The following is a 17,986-nucleotide window of genomic DNA, read 5'->3' on the forward strand; positions in this document are numbered from 1 at the left end:
AACAAGGAAGAACGACATGTCTGACGGTTTCGCTCCCCTGTGCGTGGCCCCCTGGGAAAACATCATCGTGGCCGAGAACAGGTACCGCCCCTGCTGCCGCATCATGGCCGGGGTCTACCGGCAGCCGCCCTCCAACGAGGCCGAATTGCTGGAGGTCTTCAACAGCCCCTTCATGCGCGACCTGCGCCGGAGGCTGGCCACGGGCGACGTGAAGGGGACCGCCTGCCAGAGCTGCATCCGGGCGGAGCTGCACTATCCCGAATTGGCCGACTACTCCCGCCTGACCGCGCCGCTTCTGCGGGAGCGGGTGGAGGCGGTGCGGGAGGCCATCGCCCAGGGCCGCGAGGAGATGGAGCAGCCCCCGCTCAACCTGGCCCTGTCCCTGCCCGGTGTCTGCAACATCCGCTGCAAGATGTGCACGGTGCACAGCGACGCCAGGCGGGGCAAGCCGCGCAAGGGCAACGTTTTCGTGCCCCACGCCAAGAGCCTCATCGCCTCCCTGCAAAAGCGGGGCATCCCCATGCTCACCGTGGCCGGGGGCGAACCCCTGTTCACGCCCGCCACCCTGGAGATCATGGACTTCGCAGCCCGGGAGTTGCATCCGCAGACCATCCTGTCCACCACCACCAACGGCAAGCTGCTGGACAAGCACATGGACCTGCTGCGCCGGTTCGACCACCTGGACGTCAATGTCAGCGTGGACGGCCACGGCCAGGCCTACGAGGAGGTCCGGGTGGGCGAGACCTGGGAGCACATCCTCGCCAACCTCCGCCTCCTGAGCCAGGAAGCGGCCGAGCGGCCCGGATGGCGGATCGCCACCCGCACCGTGCTCATGCGCACCACCATCCCCTCCCTGCCGGAGATGGTGCCCCTCTTTCTGGAGCTTGGCTTCGAGCCGGAGTTTTCGCCCATCTTCGGGGACTTCCTGGACGAGAACGTCTACATGTTCAGCGGCCTGCTCAAGGGCATGGACTGGAAGGCGGACTTCGACCGGGGCATCGAAGCCGCCCGGGAAGCCGGGCACGAGCGGCTGCGACGCCACCTGGCCAAGCGACGGGATGAACTGGAACTGCAGGCGGAGAAAGGAATCAACACCTACTACCGCGCCTATCCGGACCGGCTGGAGCACCTCACCGCCCACCTGGAAAGCCGCTTCCGGGGCCAGCGCGTCATCTTGCTGGGGCTGACCGAGGAAACGGGCTACTTCCTCTTCCACTACCAAGCCACCGAGCCGGACTTCACCATCGCCGGGGTCTGCCTGCTGGAGGACTTGCCCGAGGAGGTCACGGAGGTGCTGGGCCTGCCCATCATCCCGCCGGAGGAAGCTCCGCGCCTGGACACACCCTTCCTCCTGGCCTGCTATTCCCGGGATTTCGACCGCTACAAGGAGTTTGCCGAGACATGCCTGGGCAAGGAGCGCGTGCACGTCCTCTCCCCGGACGTGGTGGAGGCCAGGACGGACGAGGCGCTGGCCCAGACCGCGGGCGGGCCGGTGGTGCTCTTCGGCGCGGGGGGATGCGCCGATCTGCTGCTGGACAGCACGGAACTGGCCCGGGCCAACGTGGTGGCCTTTTCTGACAACGACAAGAGGAAGTGGGGCTCCACCTTCCGCGACCTGCCGGTGGTGCCGCCGAGTGAGATCCCAGAATGGGCCTCGGAGGTGGTCATTTGCAGCCGCGCCTTCGAGTACGATATAGAGCGGTCCCTGGTTGACGCCCACGGCGAGGCGCTGCGGGTGCACCGGCTGTATTCCTGAGCAAGGCCCGAGAGGGCGGAGAGAGCATGGCGGAAACCCCGTTCAATTTCCTCATCGTCAGCGAGCGTTCCGGGAGCAACCTGTTTCTGCGGATCATGCACGCCAACTCCGAGTGCCTGGGGGCCGCGCCCACCCACCTGCACCGCATCATGCACAACAACCGCTCCCGCTACGGCGACCTCGCCGACGACGCCGAGTGGCGGCGCATGGTGGCGGACTGCGCCGAGCTGATGCGCACCACCTTCATCCACTGGGAAAGCGGGGTGGACGAGGAAGACCTGCTCCGCCGTTGCCGCGAGCGCAACCCCGCCGAGGTCATCCGCCGCATCTACGAGGCCGAAATGGAGCGCTACGGCAAGTCCAGCGTGCTCATCAAGGAGAACTGGTGCTACCGGCTGGTGCCCTTCCTCATGGCCAACTACCCGGACTGCCGGTTCGTGTTCATGGTCCGCGACCCCAGGGACATGGCCCTGTCCTGGAAGCGCATCACCTGGTGGATGGCGGGCAAGGAGGACCGGGGCATCCGGGGTGGGGCGAAGCTGTGGATGGAGAACCAGCGGGACTCCCTGGAGGTCTACTCCGCCCTGCGGGACACCGGGCGCATCGTGCTGCTGCGCTACGAAGACCTGCTGCGCCGGCCTGAAACGGAACTGCGCCGGGTGTGCGACACCCTGGGGCTTGCCTACGAGCCCGCCATGCTGGACTTCCACAAGTCGGACAAGGCGCGCGGCGACGCCGAGGCCAGCCAGGCCTTCCGTAACCTCTCCTCCCCCCTGAACCCTGAGAATTACGGAAAATTCGCCACCCAACTGGACGAGGCCGAGGTGCGCTGGATCGAGCACGTCTGCGCCAGGGAAATGGAGATGCTGGGCTACTCCCCGGTCCACTCGACAAGCGATGACTTCGAAGAGCTTGACCGGCTGGTGGACGAAGTGGAGCGACGCGAGGCGGCAGAAAGCGAGGAAAAGGCCCGCGACCCGGAAGAGGACGCCAGGCGGCAGCGCCGCTTCGAGACCCTGAAGTCCATCTTCACCCGGCCCGAGATTCCCCTCTATCCGCCGGATTAACCCAGGAATCTGCGGCACCACTGCTCGAAGGAGAGCAGGGACCAGACCAGCAGGCGGCGGTTGGCCCGGCCTTCCAGGTGGTCCAGCACCAGCTCCAGGATGGCCTCGCGGTCGAAGTAGTCGAAGAGGCGGGTCTCGCGGGAAAAGAGGGTGCGGCGCACATAGCCGATGCTCTCGCCCCGGAACCAGCTGGCGTCCGGCCCGCTGAAGCCCTTTTTCACCCCGTTGGTGATGGAGTCGTCAACGTAGCGCGAGAGCATCCTGCGCAGCAGGATCTTGCCGTCGTTGGTGCGCTGGAAATACTTTTGCTGCTTGGGGCCGGGCTCGTTCTCGTCCATGGCCGCCACCCGGGTCAGGTCGCGCAGCTTCATGCGCACCGGCACCTTCACCGCGAAATCCACCAGGTCGTTGTCCAGGAAGGGCACCCGGCTCTCCAGCCCGTGGGCCATGGAGAGCTTGTCCGCCACGTGCAGAAGGCCGTGCAGGAAGGTCTTGCACTCGAAGTACAGGGAGTGGTTGACGTAGTCCTCGGGCGAACAGAGACGGCGGGCGTGACGCTTGAAAACGCCCTGGAAGATGTCGCGGGTCCAGACGTCCTTCACGCTGGGCCATACCGGGGCGAATACCTGGCGGATGACCCGGTTGGGGATGAGGCGCTGCCAAAAGCCGTAGTAGGTGTCCACGTACTCGTCGAAGGAGGCGTTGGACACAGCGCGGTAGTACCGCCAGGGGTAGCCGCCGAACAGCTCGTCACCGCCGGTGCCGCAGAGCACCACCTTGACGTGCTCGGAGGCCATCTTGGCGGCATAGTAGTTGGGGTAGCTCTGCCCCACCCTGGGCTCGTCCAGGTGGTAGACGATGTCCGGCAGGCTTTGGATCATACGGGCGGAGTCCAACTCCGCCTCATGGTGCTCGGTGCGGAAAGCCCGGGCCATGCGCGCGGCCGCGCTGCGCTCGTCGAAGTCCAGCTCCTCGGCCCGGGCGGTGCCCAGGTCGAAGCCGCAGGTGAAGGTCCGCATGCCCGGCCGCTCGGAGGCGGCCACGGCGGTGATGGAGCCGGAGTCCATGCCCCCGGAGAGGTAGGAGCCCACGCCCACGTCGCTGACCAGCTGCCGCCGCACCGCCTGGCTGAACAGCCGATCCAGCTCCTCCACGTACTCCCGCTCGTCCGCCGCCCCGCACGGCTCGCTGAAGTCGAAGTCCCAGTACTGCCTCGGCCCGCCCAGGGGGCGTTCGCCGTTGGCCTTCATCCAGTGGCCCGGAGGCAGGGTCTCCACGTCGCGGAAAAGGGTGCGGCGGGAGAGGAAGTTCTGGAAGGTGAAGTATTCCAGCAGCCCCTCGTGGTCCAGCCGGGTCTCGAAGCCGGGGTGGGCGGCTATTGCCTTGGCCTCGGAGGCGAAGACGAACAGTTCCCCGCGCCGGGCCACGTACAGCGGCTTGACGCCGTAGCGGTCGCGGGCCAGCAGTATCTCCCGCCGGTCCTCGTCCCACAGGGCCAGCCCGAACATGCCGTTGAACCGCTCCAGGGCCTTCTCCCCCCAGTGGGTCAGGGCCTGCAGGACCACCTCGGTGTCCGAGTCGGAGCGAAAGGACGCGCCCTCGGCCTCCAGTTCGCGGCGCAGTTCGCGGAAGTTGTAGAGTTCCCCGTTGTACACCAGATGGCGGCGGCCGTCGGCCGAGGTCATGGGCTGGGCCGCCCGCTGGCTGAGGTCGATGATGGCCAGGCGGCGGTGGCCCAGGCCAACGTTGCCCTTGGCCAGCACCCCCTCGCCGTCCGGACCCCGGTGGGCCATGGTCCGGGTCATGGCCGCCAGCGTCTCCCGCGCCACCGGCCGCCCGGAAAAGTCGATCACTCCGACGATGCCGCACATGCCAATCGCTCCGGCTACTTCCGCAGGCCGCCCGGCAGGGGGAAGTAGGTGGGGCGGCCGGTCTCTCCCGGCTTGACCTTCCGTTCATAGTGCCCCTTATTGGCGGCCAGAACCCGGTCCACCAGGACGCGCAGGCGGTCCAGGGGGGCCCGCAACTCCCCGGGCGCGCCCGCTCGGCCGAAATGGGCCAGGCAGCCAGCGGTCTTGTGCAGCTCCCCCTGCAGGAACCACTTGGCGGCCAGTTCGGCCAGCTCCGCGGCTGGCAGGGCCAGGAGGTTGCCGAAGCTGGGCTCCCGCTGGCCGAGCCCCATGGCGTAGCCCTGGGCGAGATTCTGGGGCGACTGGGAGTGGCAGTCCCAGAGATAGGAGCACTCCCGGCACAGGAAGCCGTCGTCCCAGAGTTCGCTGTACCGTCCGGCCGCCAGGCGGCGGCGGAAGCGGCGGAACGCCTCCCCGTTCCAGACCTCCATGAGGGACTGCTCGGTCAGGTCGCCGAGAAAGTGGTCCTCCCGGCATTCCTCCTGGCAGTAGGCCACCTTGCCGTCGTGGCAGATGGTCAGGGTGGACCAGGGGTAGATGCAGCACGGCAGGGCCTCGTCCTCCACCGGCCCGGCCAGGTCCGGGTTGCCTTCCTCGATGTAGCCCTGCCAGTTGAACAGGGGGTGGAAGTCCATGGAGCAGAGGTTGGGGTAGTTCGCCCGGTAGTGCTCGAACACCTCCTCCATGCCCTCGTGCATGTTCGCCCGCTGCCGCACGTAGGCCACGTAGACGTGCGGCCGCGTCTCGGGATCGGCTTGGGCCATCCAGGCGTCGAGGGCCGCCAGGTTGTCTTGCACCCGGCCGTGGTGCTCCGTGCCGTGGATGGCGCGGTAGGTCTCGGGGCTCAGGGCGCTGATGGACAGCCCCAGGGAGTCCAGGTGCGGCATGAAGGCGTCCAGCTTGTCCGCCAGGGGCACGGTGGCGTTGCAGATGACCGCCACGTGGATGTCCGGCCGCCACGTCTTGAGATGGGCGATCATATCCGGCAGCCGCTTGTTGAGGAACGGCTCGCCCTGCTTGAGCAGATAGACCTTGCGCACCCCGGCGGGAAGCTGGTCCACGATGCGCTCGAACAGTTCCATGGGCATGTGGCCGCGCTCCGGCCGCATGGCCTCGTCGTGGGGGCACATCACGCAGCGGTTGCTGCAGATGTTGGTGGGGTTAATGTAGACCAGCCACGGCCCGGCCTCCACCGTCTCCCGGCCGCCGGCCCAGGCCATCAGGCGGGAGTTTTCGCATTCGGCCACCAGCCGTTCCAGTTCTCCGGATCCCTCGATATGGGACATGGTCGTCATCCCTTGTTTTGCGCCAGTTGGTTGAAGGGCACCACGAAAAACCAGGGGTAGGCCCGCTGGATTTCCTGCGGTGCGAGATGTAAGAGCGGTTCCGTGCGCTCCAGCAGCCAGGTGGAATAGGCGTAGGGCATGTCCCGCGCCCCCCACTTGCGCTTGAAACGGTAGACCCCGGTCTGGCTGGTCCAGGTGCCCCCCCAGTTCCAGTACGCCCGCCCCTCGAGGGCGGCGTCGGTCATGGCGCGGTGGATTAGCGGGCTCAGGGGCTGGGCGGAGCGGTGCTCCGCCGCCACGCAGGGCATGAAGTATTCCGCCACCCGGCCGTGCGAAAGCACCAGCAGGCCAGCGGCCAGCTCGCCGTCCCGATGGGCCAGATAGAGGCGGCAGTCGCGCCCGGGCTCCAGATGGCGGGCCACGGCGGCGGGAAAACCGTCCGGCTTGGCCAGCCCGCCGATGGCGGCCATGTTCTCGCGGTGAATGGCCTGCACCCGCTCCAGGTCCGCCGGGTCGTCGGAAATCCGGCACTCCACCCCGCTATTGAACGCCTTGCGCACGTTGCGGCGGGCGGAACCCTCGTAGGCGGCGAAGAGCTTCTCCCCGGCGTCCTCCGCCCCGGCGGGCAGCGGGGTTATCTGGCCGATGCGCTCGTCGTGCAGCAGCCGCGAGCCGTGCTCCGCTTCCGGCAAACGTCCCCCGTCCAGCGGCGAGGGGATGGCCGTGGCCGCCGGGGAGCCGATTTCCCGGCAGTGGGCCAGCATGGCCTCCACCAGGGCGGGCGCGGGGTCGGTGTCCTCGCCGATGCGGACCACACCGCCCACGCTGCCGAAAAAGGGCAGGGAGTTGAGCACCGGACCATACTCCGGATGGTCCAGGGCCAGGCAGGGCAGCGCCCCCAGGGTGCGGCCATGGCGGTCGCCGGCCAGGAAATAGAGCGGCTCCGCGCCGGTGAGGCCGGCCATGAGCCGGTGGTAGGCCGGGGCGTGGGTGGGCATGGCCAAGGGGGCCTCGGCGATCAGGTCCAGGTATTCCTCCGGGGCGGGACCGGTGTGCAGGTTCACGCGCACGCCTCAGCCCTCCCCGTCCGCGAAACGCTTGGGCAGAAGCGGCTCCCCCTTGGAGCGGGCCGCCTCCCAGAGGTGGTTGGACTCCCGCAGGTAGGCGTCCACCCGGCCCAGCCGCTCGGCCACCACCTCCCGCAGCACGTCCTGGGGCCGCATGCGGTGCCCGTTCATCCACCACAGGGGATGGACGAGCAGTTGCAGCCTCGGCCAGCGCGCCCGGCGCAGGTCCTCCGCCGGGTCGCCCTCGCGCCAGACCGCGTTGCTCTCGCTGAGATACTTGCAGGCCGGGGGCATCCGGTCCGGCTGGTAGCCGCTGACATACGCCCCGCCCGGCTGGCGGCGCACCACCTCTGGACGGGGGTTGTGGAAGGTCACGGCCCGGCGCGCGCCTACCGGCAGCAGCGAGTCCAACAAGTTCAGCTCCCGCTCCACGGCCCGGTCCAGGTCGCCGTCCGCTCCCGGGACCATGCGCTGATCGAAATGGAGCCCCACGCCGTGCCCCAGTTCGGCTATCCCGCGCACCATGGCCGCGGTTTCTGGCTCAAGCAGATTGTAGAAGGCCCCCCGGGTAAGCAGGAAATAGGTCGCCCGCACCCCGCGCTCATGCTCCATGCGGGCCATCTCCAGGGCTCGGGCCACGGACTTGTCCACGTCGTGCCGCAGGAAAACCACCGGCTCCGCGCCGTCATCCGGCTCGTCCAGCGGGGCGAAGCGGTAGCCGCCCTCCAGCAGGGCGTCCAGCAGCCGCGCGTACATGGGGCGGGTGAAGGCCAGGCCCTCCTGCCCCTCTCCGGCGTGCATGGCCGCCAGCTTCTCCCAGCCGGGATTCTCCCGGCTCTCGAACACCCGGCCCTCCGCCGGACGCCAGCCGTCCGGGGCGTCCCAGTCCGTGACCAGGTAGCCCGCCCCGCCCGCGCAGACCGCCACGAAGGTCTCGTCCTCGAACACGGCCGCGATCTCCCCCGGCTCGAAGCCGGGAAAATCCAGCCGCGAGTCGAAGGGACGCCCGGCCCAGATGTTGACCCGCGAGCCGCCGCACAGGCTGAAGGCCCCGGGATAGGGGCGGCCCACGGCCCGCACCAGCCGGTCCACCCGCTCCAGGCTGTCCCGCCAGTCGATGACCCCGTCGCGGGGCTCCCGCTTGGGGTAGTAGGTGGGGGCCACGTCCGCGCGCTGCGGGGTCAGTTGGGCCGTTCCGTCCAGCAGAGCGGGCAGGTGGCGCAGCAGCAGGCGGATCTGGCTGAGGGTATTCTTGTGGCGCAGGCTGCGGATGTCGTCGCGCGGGGTGATGTCGAAGCGCAGGGTGCCCACCACCTCGCCCGAGTCCACCCCGGCGTCGTAGCGGAAGAGCGAGGTGTGGAAGGTGTCGCGGCCCTCAATGATGGCCCAGTTCATGGGCGAGCGGCCGCGCCCCCGGGGCAGGTCGTCGGCGCTGCCGTGCATGCCGAAGGCCCCGATGGACAGCCCCCGCAGGAACCACTCGGGAAAGATGCGCTGCCACCCGGCGGAAACCAGCAGGTCGATGCGCAGGCCGGAGAACAGGTCGCGGTCCGCCTGGCTGGAAAAGGCGTAGGTGGCCGGTCGGATGACTTCCACGCCCAATTCCTCCGCCAGGGGCGCGAGGTCGGTGTAGTCGGCGATGCCCGCCGCGTGCTCCGGCCCCATGTGCAGCAGGTAGGCGGGCCTGTGCCCGGCGGCGCACAGGGCGCGCAGCACGTCGGCGCAGGTGGTCTGGTTTCCGGCCACGGCCAGCACCGGGCCCCCGCCGCTCCCGCCAGCGCCGCTCACCGCACGGCCTCCCGAAGGGTGTCCACCACCCGCTCCTGCTCGGCATTGGTCATGGTGTGGTAGAGGGGCAGGGCCAGGGCGCGGTCGAAGGCCTTCCGGCTGCCCGCCATGTCCCCTTCCAGCCGCACGGCCGGGTTGTCGCGGAAGGCGGGCTGGAGGTGCAGGGCGTAGGTGCCTATCTGCGCCTCCACCCCGGCGGCGCGCATGCGGGCCATGACCTCGTCGCGGCCGTCCACCAGCACGCAGAAGGTCTGCCAGGAGTGCTCGCCGCCAGGGGTGGTCGCGGGCAGCTCCACGCCCCCGGTTCCGGCCAGCAGGTCCAGATAGTTGGCGGCCAGCTCCCTCCGGCGGGCCAGCAGCTCGTCCACCATCTCCATCTGGGCCACCCCCAGGGCGGCTTGCAGGTTGGACAGCTTGAGGTTGCTGCCCACCATGGAAAAGACCGCGCCCTCGCGGGAGGCCTCGCGGTCCAGGCCAAAATGCTTGAAGGAATCCATCCAGGCGTCCAGGTCCGGGTCGTTGGTGGTCACCAAGCCCCCCTCGCCCGTGGTCACGAACTTGCGCGGGTGGAGGGAAAAGACCGAGACGTCGGCCATGCCGCCCACCTTTTCGCCCCCGAACGAAGCGCCCAAGGCGCAGGCCGCGTCCTCCAGCACGCGCAGGCCGTGCTCGCGGGCCACCGCGTCCACCCGCCCCTGATCCACGGGGTTGCCGAACAGGGAGACCGGCAACAGGGCTTTGGTGCGCGGGGTTACGGCCCGCTCCATGGCCTCGTAGTCGATGAGCATGGTGGCCGGGTCCACGTCCACGACGACCGGGGTGGCCCCCACCAGGGCCACGGCCGTGGCCGTGGCCGGGTAGGTGTAGTCAGGCAAAACCACCTCGTCCCCCGGGCCCACGCCCAGCGCCCGCAGGGCCATCTCCAGCCCGGTGGTGCAGGAGGTCACGGCCAGGGCGTGGCCCACGCCCAGCCAGTCGCAACACATTTCCTCGAAGCGGCGGGTGACCGGGCCTTCGGTGAGGTAGCCGGAGTCCAGCACCTCCAAGACCTTCTCCCGCGCCGCGTCCGGCAGGTGGGGGCGCATGAGGGGGATGTCGTACATGCTTCCTACCTGGCCTTTTTCCGGCGGCGCTCCACCTCGGCCTTGTGGCTGTCGCGCCACTCAATGAGCCGCTTGAGCCCCTCGCGCAGCTCCACCTTGGCGTCGAAGCCCAGCTCCAGCGAGGCCTTGGCCGGGTCGCCCACCCGGTTCTTGACGAAGGTCAGCCCGCCCGGCTTGTACTCGATCTCCAGGTCCGAGCCGGTGACTTCCAGAATCAGCTCGGCCAGCTCCTTGATGGTGGTCTTGGCCCCGGTGCCCACGTTGTAGAAGGCGTCGGTGGCGTCCGCCCGCATGGCCCGCAGATTGGCATTGGCGCAGTCGCCCACGTAGACGAAGTCGTAGGCCTGGGAGCCGTCGCCGTAGACCACCGGGGGCAGCCCCTGGTCCAGCCGGTCCAGTATCTTCATGATGACCGCGATGTAGGTGCCCTGGTAGTCCTGGCGCGGACCGTAGACGTTCATGTAGCGCAGCCCGGCGTAGTCGAAGTGCTTGTCCGTGTCCTTGTAGCGGTGGTGCAGGGCGCGGCACATGTGCTCGCCCGCGATCTTGGTGGCGCCGTAGAAATTGGTGTTGTTGTAGGGGTGGTCCTCGGTCATGGGCTCCTCCACCGCGTCGCCGTACACGCTGGCGGAGGAGGAGTAGACCAGCCGCCTGACCCCGTTGTTGAGCATGGCCTCCAACACGTTGAAGGTCCCGGCGATGTTCACCTCGAAGGCGGAGCGCGGGAAGTCGTAGCAGTGCAAAAGCCACATGGCCGCCAGGTGGAACACCCCGTCCACGCCCTTCATGGCGGCGTTCAGGATGTCCGTGTGCAGCAGTTCGCCGCCCAGCTCGTAGATCTTCACGCGCGGGTCGCTGAGCGCCTCGGCCAGGTTTTCCTCGCTGCCGCGGGTGAAGTTGTCGAAGACGCGGATTTCGGCCACGTCCTCTTGGCGCAGCTGGTCCACCAGATGGGAGCCGATGAAGCCAGCGCCGCCGATGACCAGGAAGGTCTTGCCTCGAATGTCCATGCCCTGTCCTTTGCTCGGGGCGCTCACGCCCCGGTGTGTGGTTGATGCTGCTTGCTTGGCCCTACCCGTCCAGCGCGGCCAGCGGCTCGCGGCGGAAGCGGCGGTCCAGATCCGGGCTTATGCCCTCCAGGCCGTGGCTTCCGCAGGCCCGCGCCAGCCGGGCCAGGACGGGCCGCCGCCCGTCGTCCTCCGGCAGGGCGGCCAGCGTGTCGGCCACGGCCCGGGTCAGGCAGCCGTATTCCGGCCAGGCGGCCAGCAGCAGGTCGGCGCAGAAGTCCCACATGGACCAGCGGCCGCCGAACCAGGCCACGCTCTCCGAGACCCAGACCACGTGGTGCACATGCAAAGTGCGCTCCATAACGCGCAGGCAATCCAGATACTCTTCCACGTCGCCCGAGGCGGCCAGGGGGTACAGTCCGGCGATCTGGTCATGGGCGAAAAGGTGCATGGAGCGGGACAGGTCGCGGGCCGCCTCGGCGCGGTCGCCGGAGTCGGCCTGGGCCACGGAGCGGGCCGCGGGGTCGAAGCGCACAGCGTGGAAGGCGCGGGCATCGCCATGCAACAGGGCGCGCTTTTCCTCGGCCAGCTGGTGGACCAGGGAGCCGCAGCGGTGCGCCGAGGCGCGGCTGTAATGCTCCAGGGCCTCGCGCTGAAGCCCGCAGGCGTCGTGCAGCAGCCCCAGCTCCAGTTCGTCCGGCTCGCCCCGGCGGCACCCCCGCCCGGCCAAGTCGGCGTAGTCCTCCGTCACCTGGCGCAGGGTGCGGGGGAAGTTGGCCTCCTCCACGATGCGGGCGCGGTTGGCCCGGCCCATCTCCTCCCGATGCTTGCGCGGCAGGTCCAGCACCTCGTCGAGGGTCTCCACCAGCCCGTCCAGGTCGCGCGGCGGGGCCACGAAGCCGTTCACCCCGGGCCGCGCCCAGTACTCCACGCTGGAGGAGGCGGCCACCACCGGGATGGCCCCACAGGCCATGGCCTCCAGCACGGTGGCCGGGTTGTTGTCGTTACAGTGCGGGGAGGTCACCGCGTCGGCCAGCTGGTACAGCCCGGCCAGCCGGGAGGCGTCCCGCACCGGCTCCAGAATGGTCAGCCGGGAGGCGATCTCCGGGTCGTTCAGCAGCGGCTCCAGGTAGCGGGTCTCGGGCGGCAGCACATGCCCGGTGAGCAGGCAGCGGGTTTCGCGGCGCAGGCGCGGCAGGGCCCGCAGCACCATGTCCACGTTGGCTGGCAGGCTGGGCGTGCGCGGGCAGAAGATTACCCGCTCGTCCGGGGCGATGCCCAGCTCCGCGCGCAGGCCGTCCAGCCCGGCGGAGTCCAGGCGCGGGGCGAATACCTCCGGGTCCAGCCCCCAGGAATGGAAGCGGGCGCGGCCCGCGTCCATGCCCCGGTCAAGCCACTGGTCCATGATGACTTTGGAGGAAAACGAGACCGCCTCGGCGGCCGGGCCGTTGAACAACCCTTCCAGAACGCCCCGGTGCCACAGGGGAGAGACCGGGTCGCGGGAGTAAACGAAGTCCCAGATGCTGGCAATTCTCGGCGTGGTGCGGCAGAACATGCCCAGCACGGCCGGAAAATGGGTGGAGTGGATGTGCAATACGTCCGCGCCGAAGGCGGCCAGCTTTTCCTCCACCCAGGCCACGGCCTCCAGTGGGCGGGAGCGCAGGCCGGAAGGCAGCAGCTCCACCCGGAAGGGCAGGTCGGCGCCGCGCAGGTGGGGCGGCACGGCGTCCGTGAGGACAAGCTGCTCCAGCCCCAGGCCAGCGAAGCCCATGGCCCGGCGGGACAGGTGGCTGGAGGCCAGCCAGCCGATGTGGGCCACGCGCTGGGCGTTCCCCCCGGCCGTGGCGGGGCCTTGCGGGGCGGTGTCCTGGCTGGTTGGGCGCGGTGTTTGCATGGGAAAATCAGCTGGGTTGTATTGGCTGGCTGGGCGGCCGCGCCACTGGCGGCAGACTGCCCCAAAACCGTTCACCGAGTAAAGGAAGTATCGGTTGCGGCCGATAAACGCTTTAGGGCATTGCCCCGGACCAACCCCCGACCGGCCGGAATCCACCGGCGACGCGAGACGAACGGGCAAAGAGCAGAAAGGCGGAAAACCGTTCATGCGGCGAACAAAACGCACCCAACCACACCCGCCACCTGCGGCCTCGCGTCGGCGGGCCGACGAATTGCAGCCCACGGGAGCCGCTCCATGCCCCTGGTGAGCGTCATAATGCCGACATACAACCAAGTGGAGTACATCGCCGCCTCGGTGGACTCGGTGCTGGCCCAGAGCGTGGACGACCTGGAGCTTGTCATCGTCAACGACGGCTCCACCGACGCCACCCCCGCCTATCTGGACGGCCTGGCCGACCCCCGCGTGCGAGTGCTGCACCAGAAGAACCAGGGGGCCTCGGCGGCCATGACCGCGGGCTTCGCCGTGGCCGAAGGACGCTTTCTGACCTGGCTGGCCTCGGACAACCTGTTCCGGCCGGAGTTTCTGGCCCGTTGCCTAAAGGCCCTGGAAAACCGGCCGGACGCGGGCCTGGCCTACACGGATTTCGCCAACCTGGACGCGGCCGGGAACCTTCTGGACGTGGTGCGGCTGGAACCCTACTACCCCGGCCTGTTGCTGGTGAACCCCGGCGCGGTGGGCGTGGGCTTCCTCTACCGCCGCGAGGTGTACGAGCGGCTGGGCGCGTACCGCGACCTGGTCTGCAACGATTTGGACTACTGGCTGCGGGCCGCCCGTGAATGGGATTTCACACACGTCCCCGAGGTGCTGGCCGAGAACCGCAAGCACGGAGCCATGCAGACGGTGCTTCGCCGGGAAGAGCTGGCGGAGCAGGTGCGTGAGCGGCTGGCCGGGGAAATGGCCGCCGCCCCCCGCGCCGACCCCTGCCTCATGGACCGCCTGACAGCCCTGCGTCGGGCGGCGGAGCAGCTGGGCCGCGCGGCTGCGTTGCGCCTGCCCCCGGGCACGGAGGCCGTGGCTGTGAAAAAGGATTCACCCCACGCCGGAGTAGCGGCCGAGGCCCTGCGCATGGCGGGCTACCGCGTGCGGCTTGTGGAAGATGAGGCGGCGCCTGAAAACGGCGAAATCATCCTGGCGCTGGATTTCGAGACCTGGGCGCGGCTGCGGGAGCGCGGCCTGCCCGTGGCGCGGCTGGACTGCGACCACGCCCCCCTGACCGGGGCGGACTTCTGATGACCGGCCAACCGCCGCCCGGGCGCGGCGAGCAAGGAGGCGGAATGCGGATTCTCGTGACAGGCGGGCTGGGCACCGTGGGCGGCGGCATCGTCAAGGAGATGCGGCGGCGCGGCCACGAGGTCTGGTCCCTGGATCTCTCCCACCAGCACGACCAGCTGGCCTTTTCCCTGCGCAACGACATGGAGTCCCCGCGCTACGTGCGTTGCGACATCGCCGAATTCCGCCAGCTGGAGCGGGTTTTCGAGTCCTGCGGTCCCTTCGACTACGTCTACAACTGCGCCGCGGAGTTCGGCCGCTGGAACGGCGAGGACTACTATGAGCAACTCTGGCGCACCAACGCCGTGGGCACCAAGAACGTCATCCGCCTGCAGGAGCGGCTGGGCTTTCGGCTCATCCACTTCTCCTCCTCCGAGGTCTACGGCGACTGGCCGGGGCTGATGGTGGAGACCGTGCCGGACGAGTACGCCATCCGGCAGATGAACGACTACGCCATGACCAAATGGGCCAACGAGATGCAGGTCCGCAATTCCATGGAGATGTTCGGCACCGAGAGCGTGGTCATCCGCCTCTTCAACACCTACGGTCCGGGCGAATTCTACGCCCCCTACCGCTCGGTGAACTGCCGCTTCATTTACTGCGCCCTGCACGGCCTGCCCTGGGTGGTCTACCGGGGCCACCAGCGCACCTCCACCTACCTGCCGGACACGGTCAACTCCCTGTGCAACATCCCGGACAACTTCAAGCCGGGCGAGGTGTACAACATCGGCGGCGACGCCATGCACACCATCGAGGAGTTGTCCGACGCCGTGCTGGAGGCCACCGGGGCGGACCCCGCCCTGGTCTCCTACAAGGACTCGGAAATCCTCACCACCAAGGTCAAGAAGCTGGATCCCACCAAGTGCGTGCGCGACCTGGGCCACGCCAACTCCTATTCCCTGCGCGAGGGCATCCGCCTGACCGCCGAATGGATGGCCGGAGTGTACGGCGTGACCCTGCCGGACCAAGCCACGGCCGGGGCGTGAGGGGAGGCCGGATGCCAACCGTCTGCACCGTGGTCGGGGCCAGGCCCAACTATATGAAGGCAGGGCCGCTGCACGCCGAGCTGCGCGGGCTGGGGCTGCGGCAGGTGCTGGTGCACACCGGCCAGCATTACGGCGACGCCATGAGCGGCGTCTTCTTCCGCCAACTGGGCCTGCCCGAGCCGGATCACCACCTGGGCGTGGGCTCCGGCAGCCACGCCGAGACCACCGGCCGGGTGATGGCCGCCTTCGAGCGGGTGCTGCTGGCCGACCCGCCCGACCTGGTGGTGGTTGTGGGCGACGTGGACTCCACCCTGGCCGCCGCCCTGACCGCCCGCAAGCTGCACATCCCCGTGGCCCACGTGGAGGCGGGGCTGCGTTCCTTCGACGAGACCATGCCGGAGGAGATCAACCGCCGCCTGACGGACAGCCTCGCCAACCTGCTCTTCGCCTCGGAGCCCTCGGCCATGGGCAATCTGCGCCGCGAGGGCGTGGACATGGACCGGGCCCGGCTGACCGGCGACGTGATGCTGGAGAGTCTGGACCGCCACCTGGAATCCATCCGCTGCGCCTGCGCCGCCCGCGAACACGGGGTGGAGCCGGGGGGCTACGCCCTGTGCACCATCCACCGCCCCCACAACGTGGACACCCCCGAGGCCCTGACGGAAATCCTCAACCTGCTGGAGATGGTGGAGGGCCCCATCCTCCTGCCCCTGCACCCGCGCACCAAGAACAGGCTGGCGGCCTTCGATCTGGACGGGCGGCTGGCGGCCATACGCCACGTCCGCCCCGTCGAGCCCCTGCCCTACCTGGGCTTTCTGGACCTCATGCGCTCCTGCCGCCTGCTGCTCTCCGACTCCGGCTCGGTGCAGGCCGAGGCCTCCTGGTTCGACGCGCCCTGCCTCATCTGCCGCGAGAACACCGAGCGGCCAGTCTACGTGGAGGAAGGCACCACCACCCTGGTGGGCCGCGACCCGGACAAGCTGGCCGGGGCCCTGCGGGCCGTGGAGGCCGGGACCTACAAGCGCTCCACCCCGCGCGTCCGCGAGCTGGGCCGGGGCGTGGCCCGCTCCATGGCCGAGGGCGTGGCGGCCTTCCTGGGGCTGTAGCCATGCGCGTCTGCCTCGTCTCCCTGCATTGGCTGCTGAACCCGCTGCGCGAGGCGGGCCACGAGGCAATCTGCCTGGACGCCCCGGAGCGGGGCGACCTGCATGTGGCCGAAGCGTTGGAGCGGGAGGGGTTCAAGCCGGACGCCGTGGTGGTCTGCGAGCACCTGGGGCGGCGGTTCCTGCCGCGCGGGCTGGACGGGGTGGACTGCCCGGTGGCCTTCTGGGGGCTGGACACCCATCTCAACTTTTTCTGGCAGCGCAGGCTGGCCCCGCTTTTCGACCTGGTGCTGACCACCCAGCCCTCCTGGGTGGAGCCGCTGCGCCAGGCGGGCTCGCCCCTCGCGGAAAACCTGCCCTGGCTGGCCTTTTCCCGGCCCTGGCGGCCGTGGGCGGAGCGGACCTCCCTGGCGGCCTTCGTGGGGCGGCTCTCCGCCTACCGCCCGGCCCGTTCGGCCATGGTGGAGCTGCTGCAAAGCCGCTTCGACCTGGCCACCCACTCCGGCCTGCTGCTGCGCCAAGTGCAGGACGCCTACCTGGATGCCCGGCTGGTGCCCAACGAGACCATCGCGGCCGAGGCCAACATGCGCCTCTTCGAGGGCGCGGCCAGCGGCTGCCTGGTCTTTTCCCCGGCCGAGGCGGTGGATCAGGAGCTGTTTTTCGAACCGGGCGAGGAGTTCATCCCGTACCATCACGGCCTGGACCTGCTGCACGGCATGGAGTGGGCGCGGGCCAACCCGGACAAGGCCGAGGCCATGGGCCGGGCCGCCTGGGAGCGTTCCCGCGCCGACCACATGCCCGCCAACCGGGCCGCCCGGCTGGTGGAGCTTCTGGCCGGAACAACCGGCGGCCGCACGCGCGGGGCCGAGGCGGAGCGGCTGCTCCTGCTGGCCCGCATGGAAATGTGGCGCGGCGGACGGCGGGCGGACGACGCCGCCTCCCTGGCCCGCGAGCTGGCCGCCCGGCCGGACGACCCGGACTGCGCGGCCGGGCTGCTGTCCGTGCACGCCCTCACGGGGAAGATGGAACGCGGGCTGGCCACTGCCCGGGACGCGGCAGCCTCGGATGCCCTCTCCCGCCATCCGGAGTGCGCCCTGGCTGCCTCGGCCCTTTCCCAGCGCGCTGGCGACCCGGCCCTGGCCCGCTTCCTCCTGGAACGGCACCGGAGGCTGACCGGCCAGCCGCGCGCGGCCCTGCCGCAATCACCGCAGGAACTTTGGACCGCCTGGGCCGGGCTCATGCGCCGCGCCGGGCTCACCCACCGGCCCGGCTTCGCCTTCGACTCCGCCCGCCACCTGCCCGCCTGCCAGCTGGACTGCCTGGTGCTGGCCAACCAGGAGGACCCCGCCGACCGTGGCGCGGCCAAACGGCTGGAGGAAGCGCTGCGGCGTGTGCCGGGTTCGGACACCGTGCGTGCGGGGCTGTTGTCCGGCCTCAGCCTGCACCAACCGGACGACTGGCGTACGGGAATGGAGCTGGGGCTGGCCAATTTGCGCATTTTCCGGGTGGAGCAAGGGCTGGAGGAACTGGCCCTGGCCCGCGACACCGCCCGCGAGGCGGGGCGCGACGGAGCCTTTGCCAGCCGCCTGCGCGCAGCCGATCCCAGCGGCTCCATCCGCCGGGCCCTGACCTTGCTCCAGGCCGGAAGCTGACGGCCTCCATCCAAATACAAAACAAGGCCCCCGGCGCG

General features: G+C 69.4%; 13 protein-coding genes. 6 read left to right on the top strand and 7 right to left on the bottom strand.

Annotated elements, in window-relative coordinates:
• The first annotated feature begins 16 nt into the window (after window positions 1-16).
• Together N911_RS0108420 and N911_RS0108425 are read left to right on the top strand one after the other, a co-directional pair.
• Complete coding sequence (locus N911_RS0108420; protein WP_029896175.1) at window positions 17-1,756, top strand: radical SAM protein; 1,740 nt, start codon at window positions 17-19, stop codon at window positions 1,754-1,756.
• A gap of 26 nt (window positions 1,757-1,782) precedes the next feature.
• Window positions 1,783-2,823, top strand: a complete 1,041-nt coding sequence (locus N911_RS0108425) for a sulfotransferase family protein (RefSeq protein WP_029896177.1) — start codon at window positions 1,783-1,785, stop codon at window positions 2,821-2,823.
• Here N911_RS0108425 and asnB read toward each other — a convergent pair.
• The 7 genes from asnB to N911_RS0108460 form a co-directional block, all read right to left on the bottom strand.
• On the bottom strand, window positions 2,820-4,694 hold the full coding sequence (gene asnB, locus N911_RS0108430; protein ID WP_029896179.1) for an asparagine synthase (glutamine-hydrolyzing): 1,875 nt from the start codon (window positions 4,692-4,694) through the stop codon (window positions 2,820-2,822). The genes N911_RS0108425 and asnB overlap by 4 nt on opposite strands.
• 14 nt (window positions 4,695-4,708) lie before the next feature.
• Window positions 4,709-6,019, bottom strand: coding sequence for a radical SAM/SPASM domain-containing protein (locus tag N911_RS0108435; RefSeq protein ID WP_029896180.1), 1,311 nt, complete (start codon window positions 6,017-6,019; stop codon window positions 4,709-4,711).
• A 5-nt stretch (window positions 6,020-6,024) separates the two neighbouring features.
• On the bottom strand, window positions 6,025-7,089 hold the full coding sequence (locus N911_RS0108440; RefSeq protein ID WP_029896183.1) for a GNAT family N-acetyltransferase: 1,065 nt from the start codon (window positions 7,087-7,089) through the stop codon (window positions 6,025-6,027).
• 3 nt (window positions 7,090-7,092) lie between these two features.
• On the bottom strand, window positions 7,093-8,874 hold the full coding sequence (locus tag N911_RS17525) for a formyltransferase family protein (protein WP_051694108.1): 1,782 nt from the start codon (window positions 8,872-8,874) through the stop codon (window positions 7,093-7,095).
• Window positions 8,871-9,977, bottom strand: coding sequence for a DegT/DnrJ/EryC1/StrS family aminotransferase (locus tag N911_RS0108450; protein WP_029896187.1), 1,107 nt, complete (start codon window positions 9,975-9,977; stop codon window positions 8,871-8,873). The genes N911_RS17525 and N911_RS0108450 overlap by 4 nt, the downstream gene beginning before the upstream one ends.
• A gap of 5 nt (window positions 9,978-9,982) precedes the next feature.
• Window positions 9,983-10,987, bottom strand: a complete 1,005-nt coding sequence (locus N911_RS0108455; protein ID WP_029896190.1) for an NAD-dependent epimerase/dehydratase family protein — start codon at window positions 10,985-10,987, stop codon at window positions 9,983-9,985.
• Between the two features lie 61 nt (window positions 10,988-11,048).
• Window positions 11,049-12,878 carry a glycosyltransferase family 4 protein gene (locus tag N911_RS0108460; protein ID WP_081859118.1) on the bottom strand — a complete coding sequence of 610 codons (1,830 nt, stop codon included), beginning with the start codon at window positions 12,876-12,878 and terminating at the stop codon, window positions 11,049-11,051.
• A gap of 294 nt (window positions 12,879-13,172) precedes the next feature.
• On the opposite strand from N911_RS0108460, the gene N911_RS17530 reads away from it, so the two are divergent.
• The 4 genes from N911_RS17530 to N911_RS0108480 are packed head-to-tail and all read left to right on the top strand — an operon-like array spanning window position 13,173 to window position 17,948.
• Window positions 13,173-14,168: a glycosyltransferase family 2 protein gene (locus tag N911_RS17530; protein ID WP_051694109.1), complete on the top strand. Its 996-nt coding sequence runs from the start codon at window positions 13,173-13,175 to the stop codon at window positions 14,166-14,168.
• Window positions 14,169-14,212: 44 nt separating this feature from the next.
• A complete protein-coding gene (locus N911_RS0108470) occupies window positions 14,213-15,193 on the top strand; it encodes an NAD-dependent epimerase/dehydratase family protein (protein WP_029896197.1) in 981 nt (326 codons plus the stop codon).
• A gap of 11 nt (window positions 15,194-15,204) precedes the next feature.
• Complete coding sequence (gene wecB, locus N911_RS0108475; protein WP_029896199.1) at window positions 15,205-16,299, top strand: non-hydrolyzing UDP-N-acetylglucosamine 2-epimerase; 1,095 nt, start codon at window positions 15,205-15,207, stop codon at window positions 16,297-16,299.
• Window positions 16,300-16,301: 2 nt separating this feature from the next.
• Window positions 16,302-17,948 carry a glycosyltransferase gene (locus tag N911_RS0108480; RefSeq protein ID WP_029896201.1) on the top strand — a complete coding sequence of 549 codons (1,647 nt, stop codon included), beginning with the start codon at window positions 16,302-16,304 and terminating at the stop codon, window positions 17,946-17,948.
• Window positions 17,949-17,986: the final 38 nt, after the last annotated feature.

The sequence above is a fragment of the Desulfohalovibrio reitneri genome, assembly GCF_000711295.1.
Taxonomy (GTDB): domain Bacteria; phylum Desulfobacterota; class Desulfovibrionia; order Desulfovibrionales; family Desulfovibrionaceae; genus Desulfohalovibrio; species Desulfohalovibrio reitneri.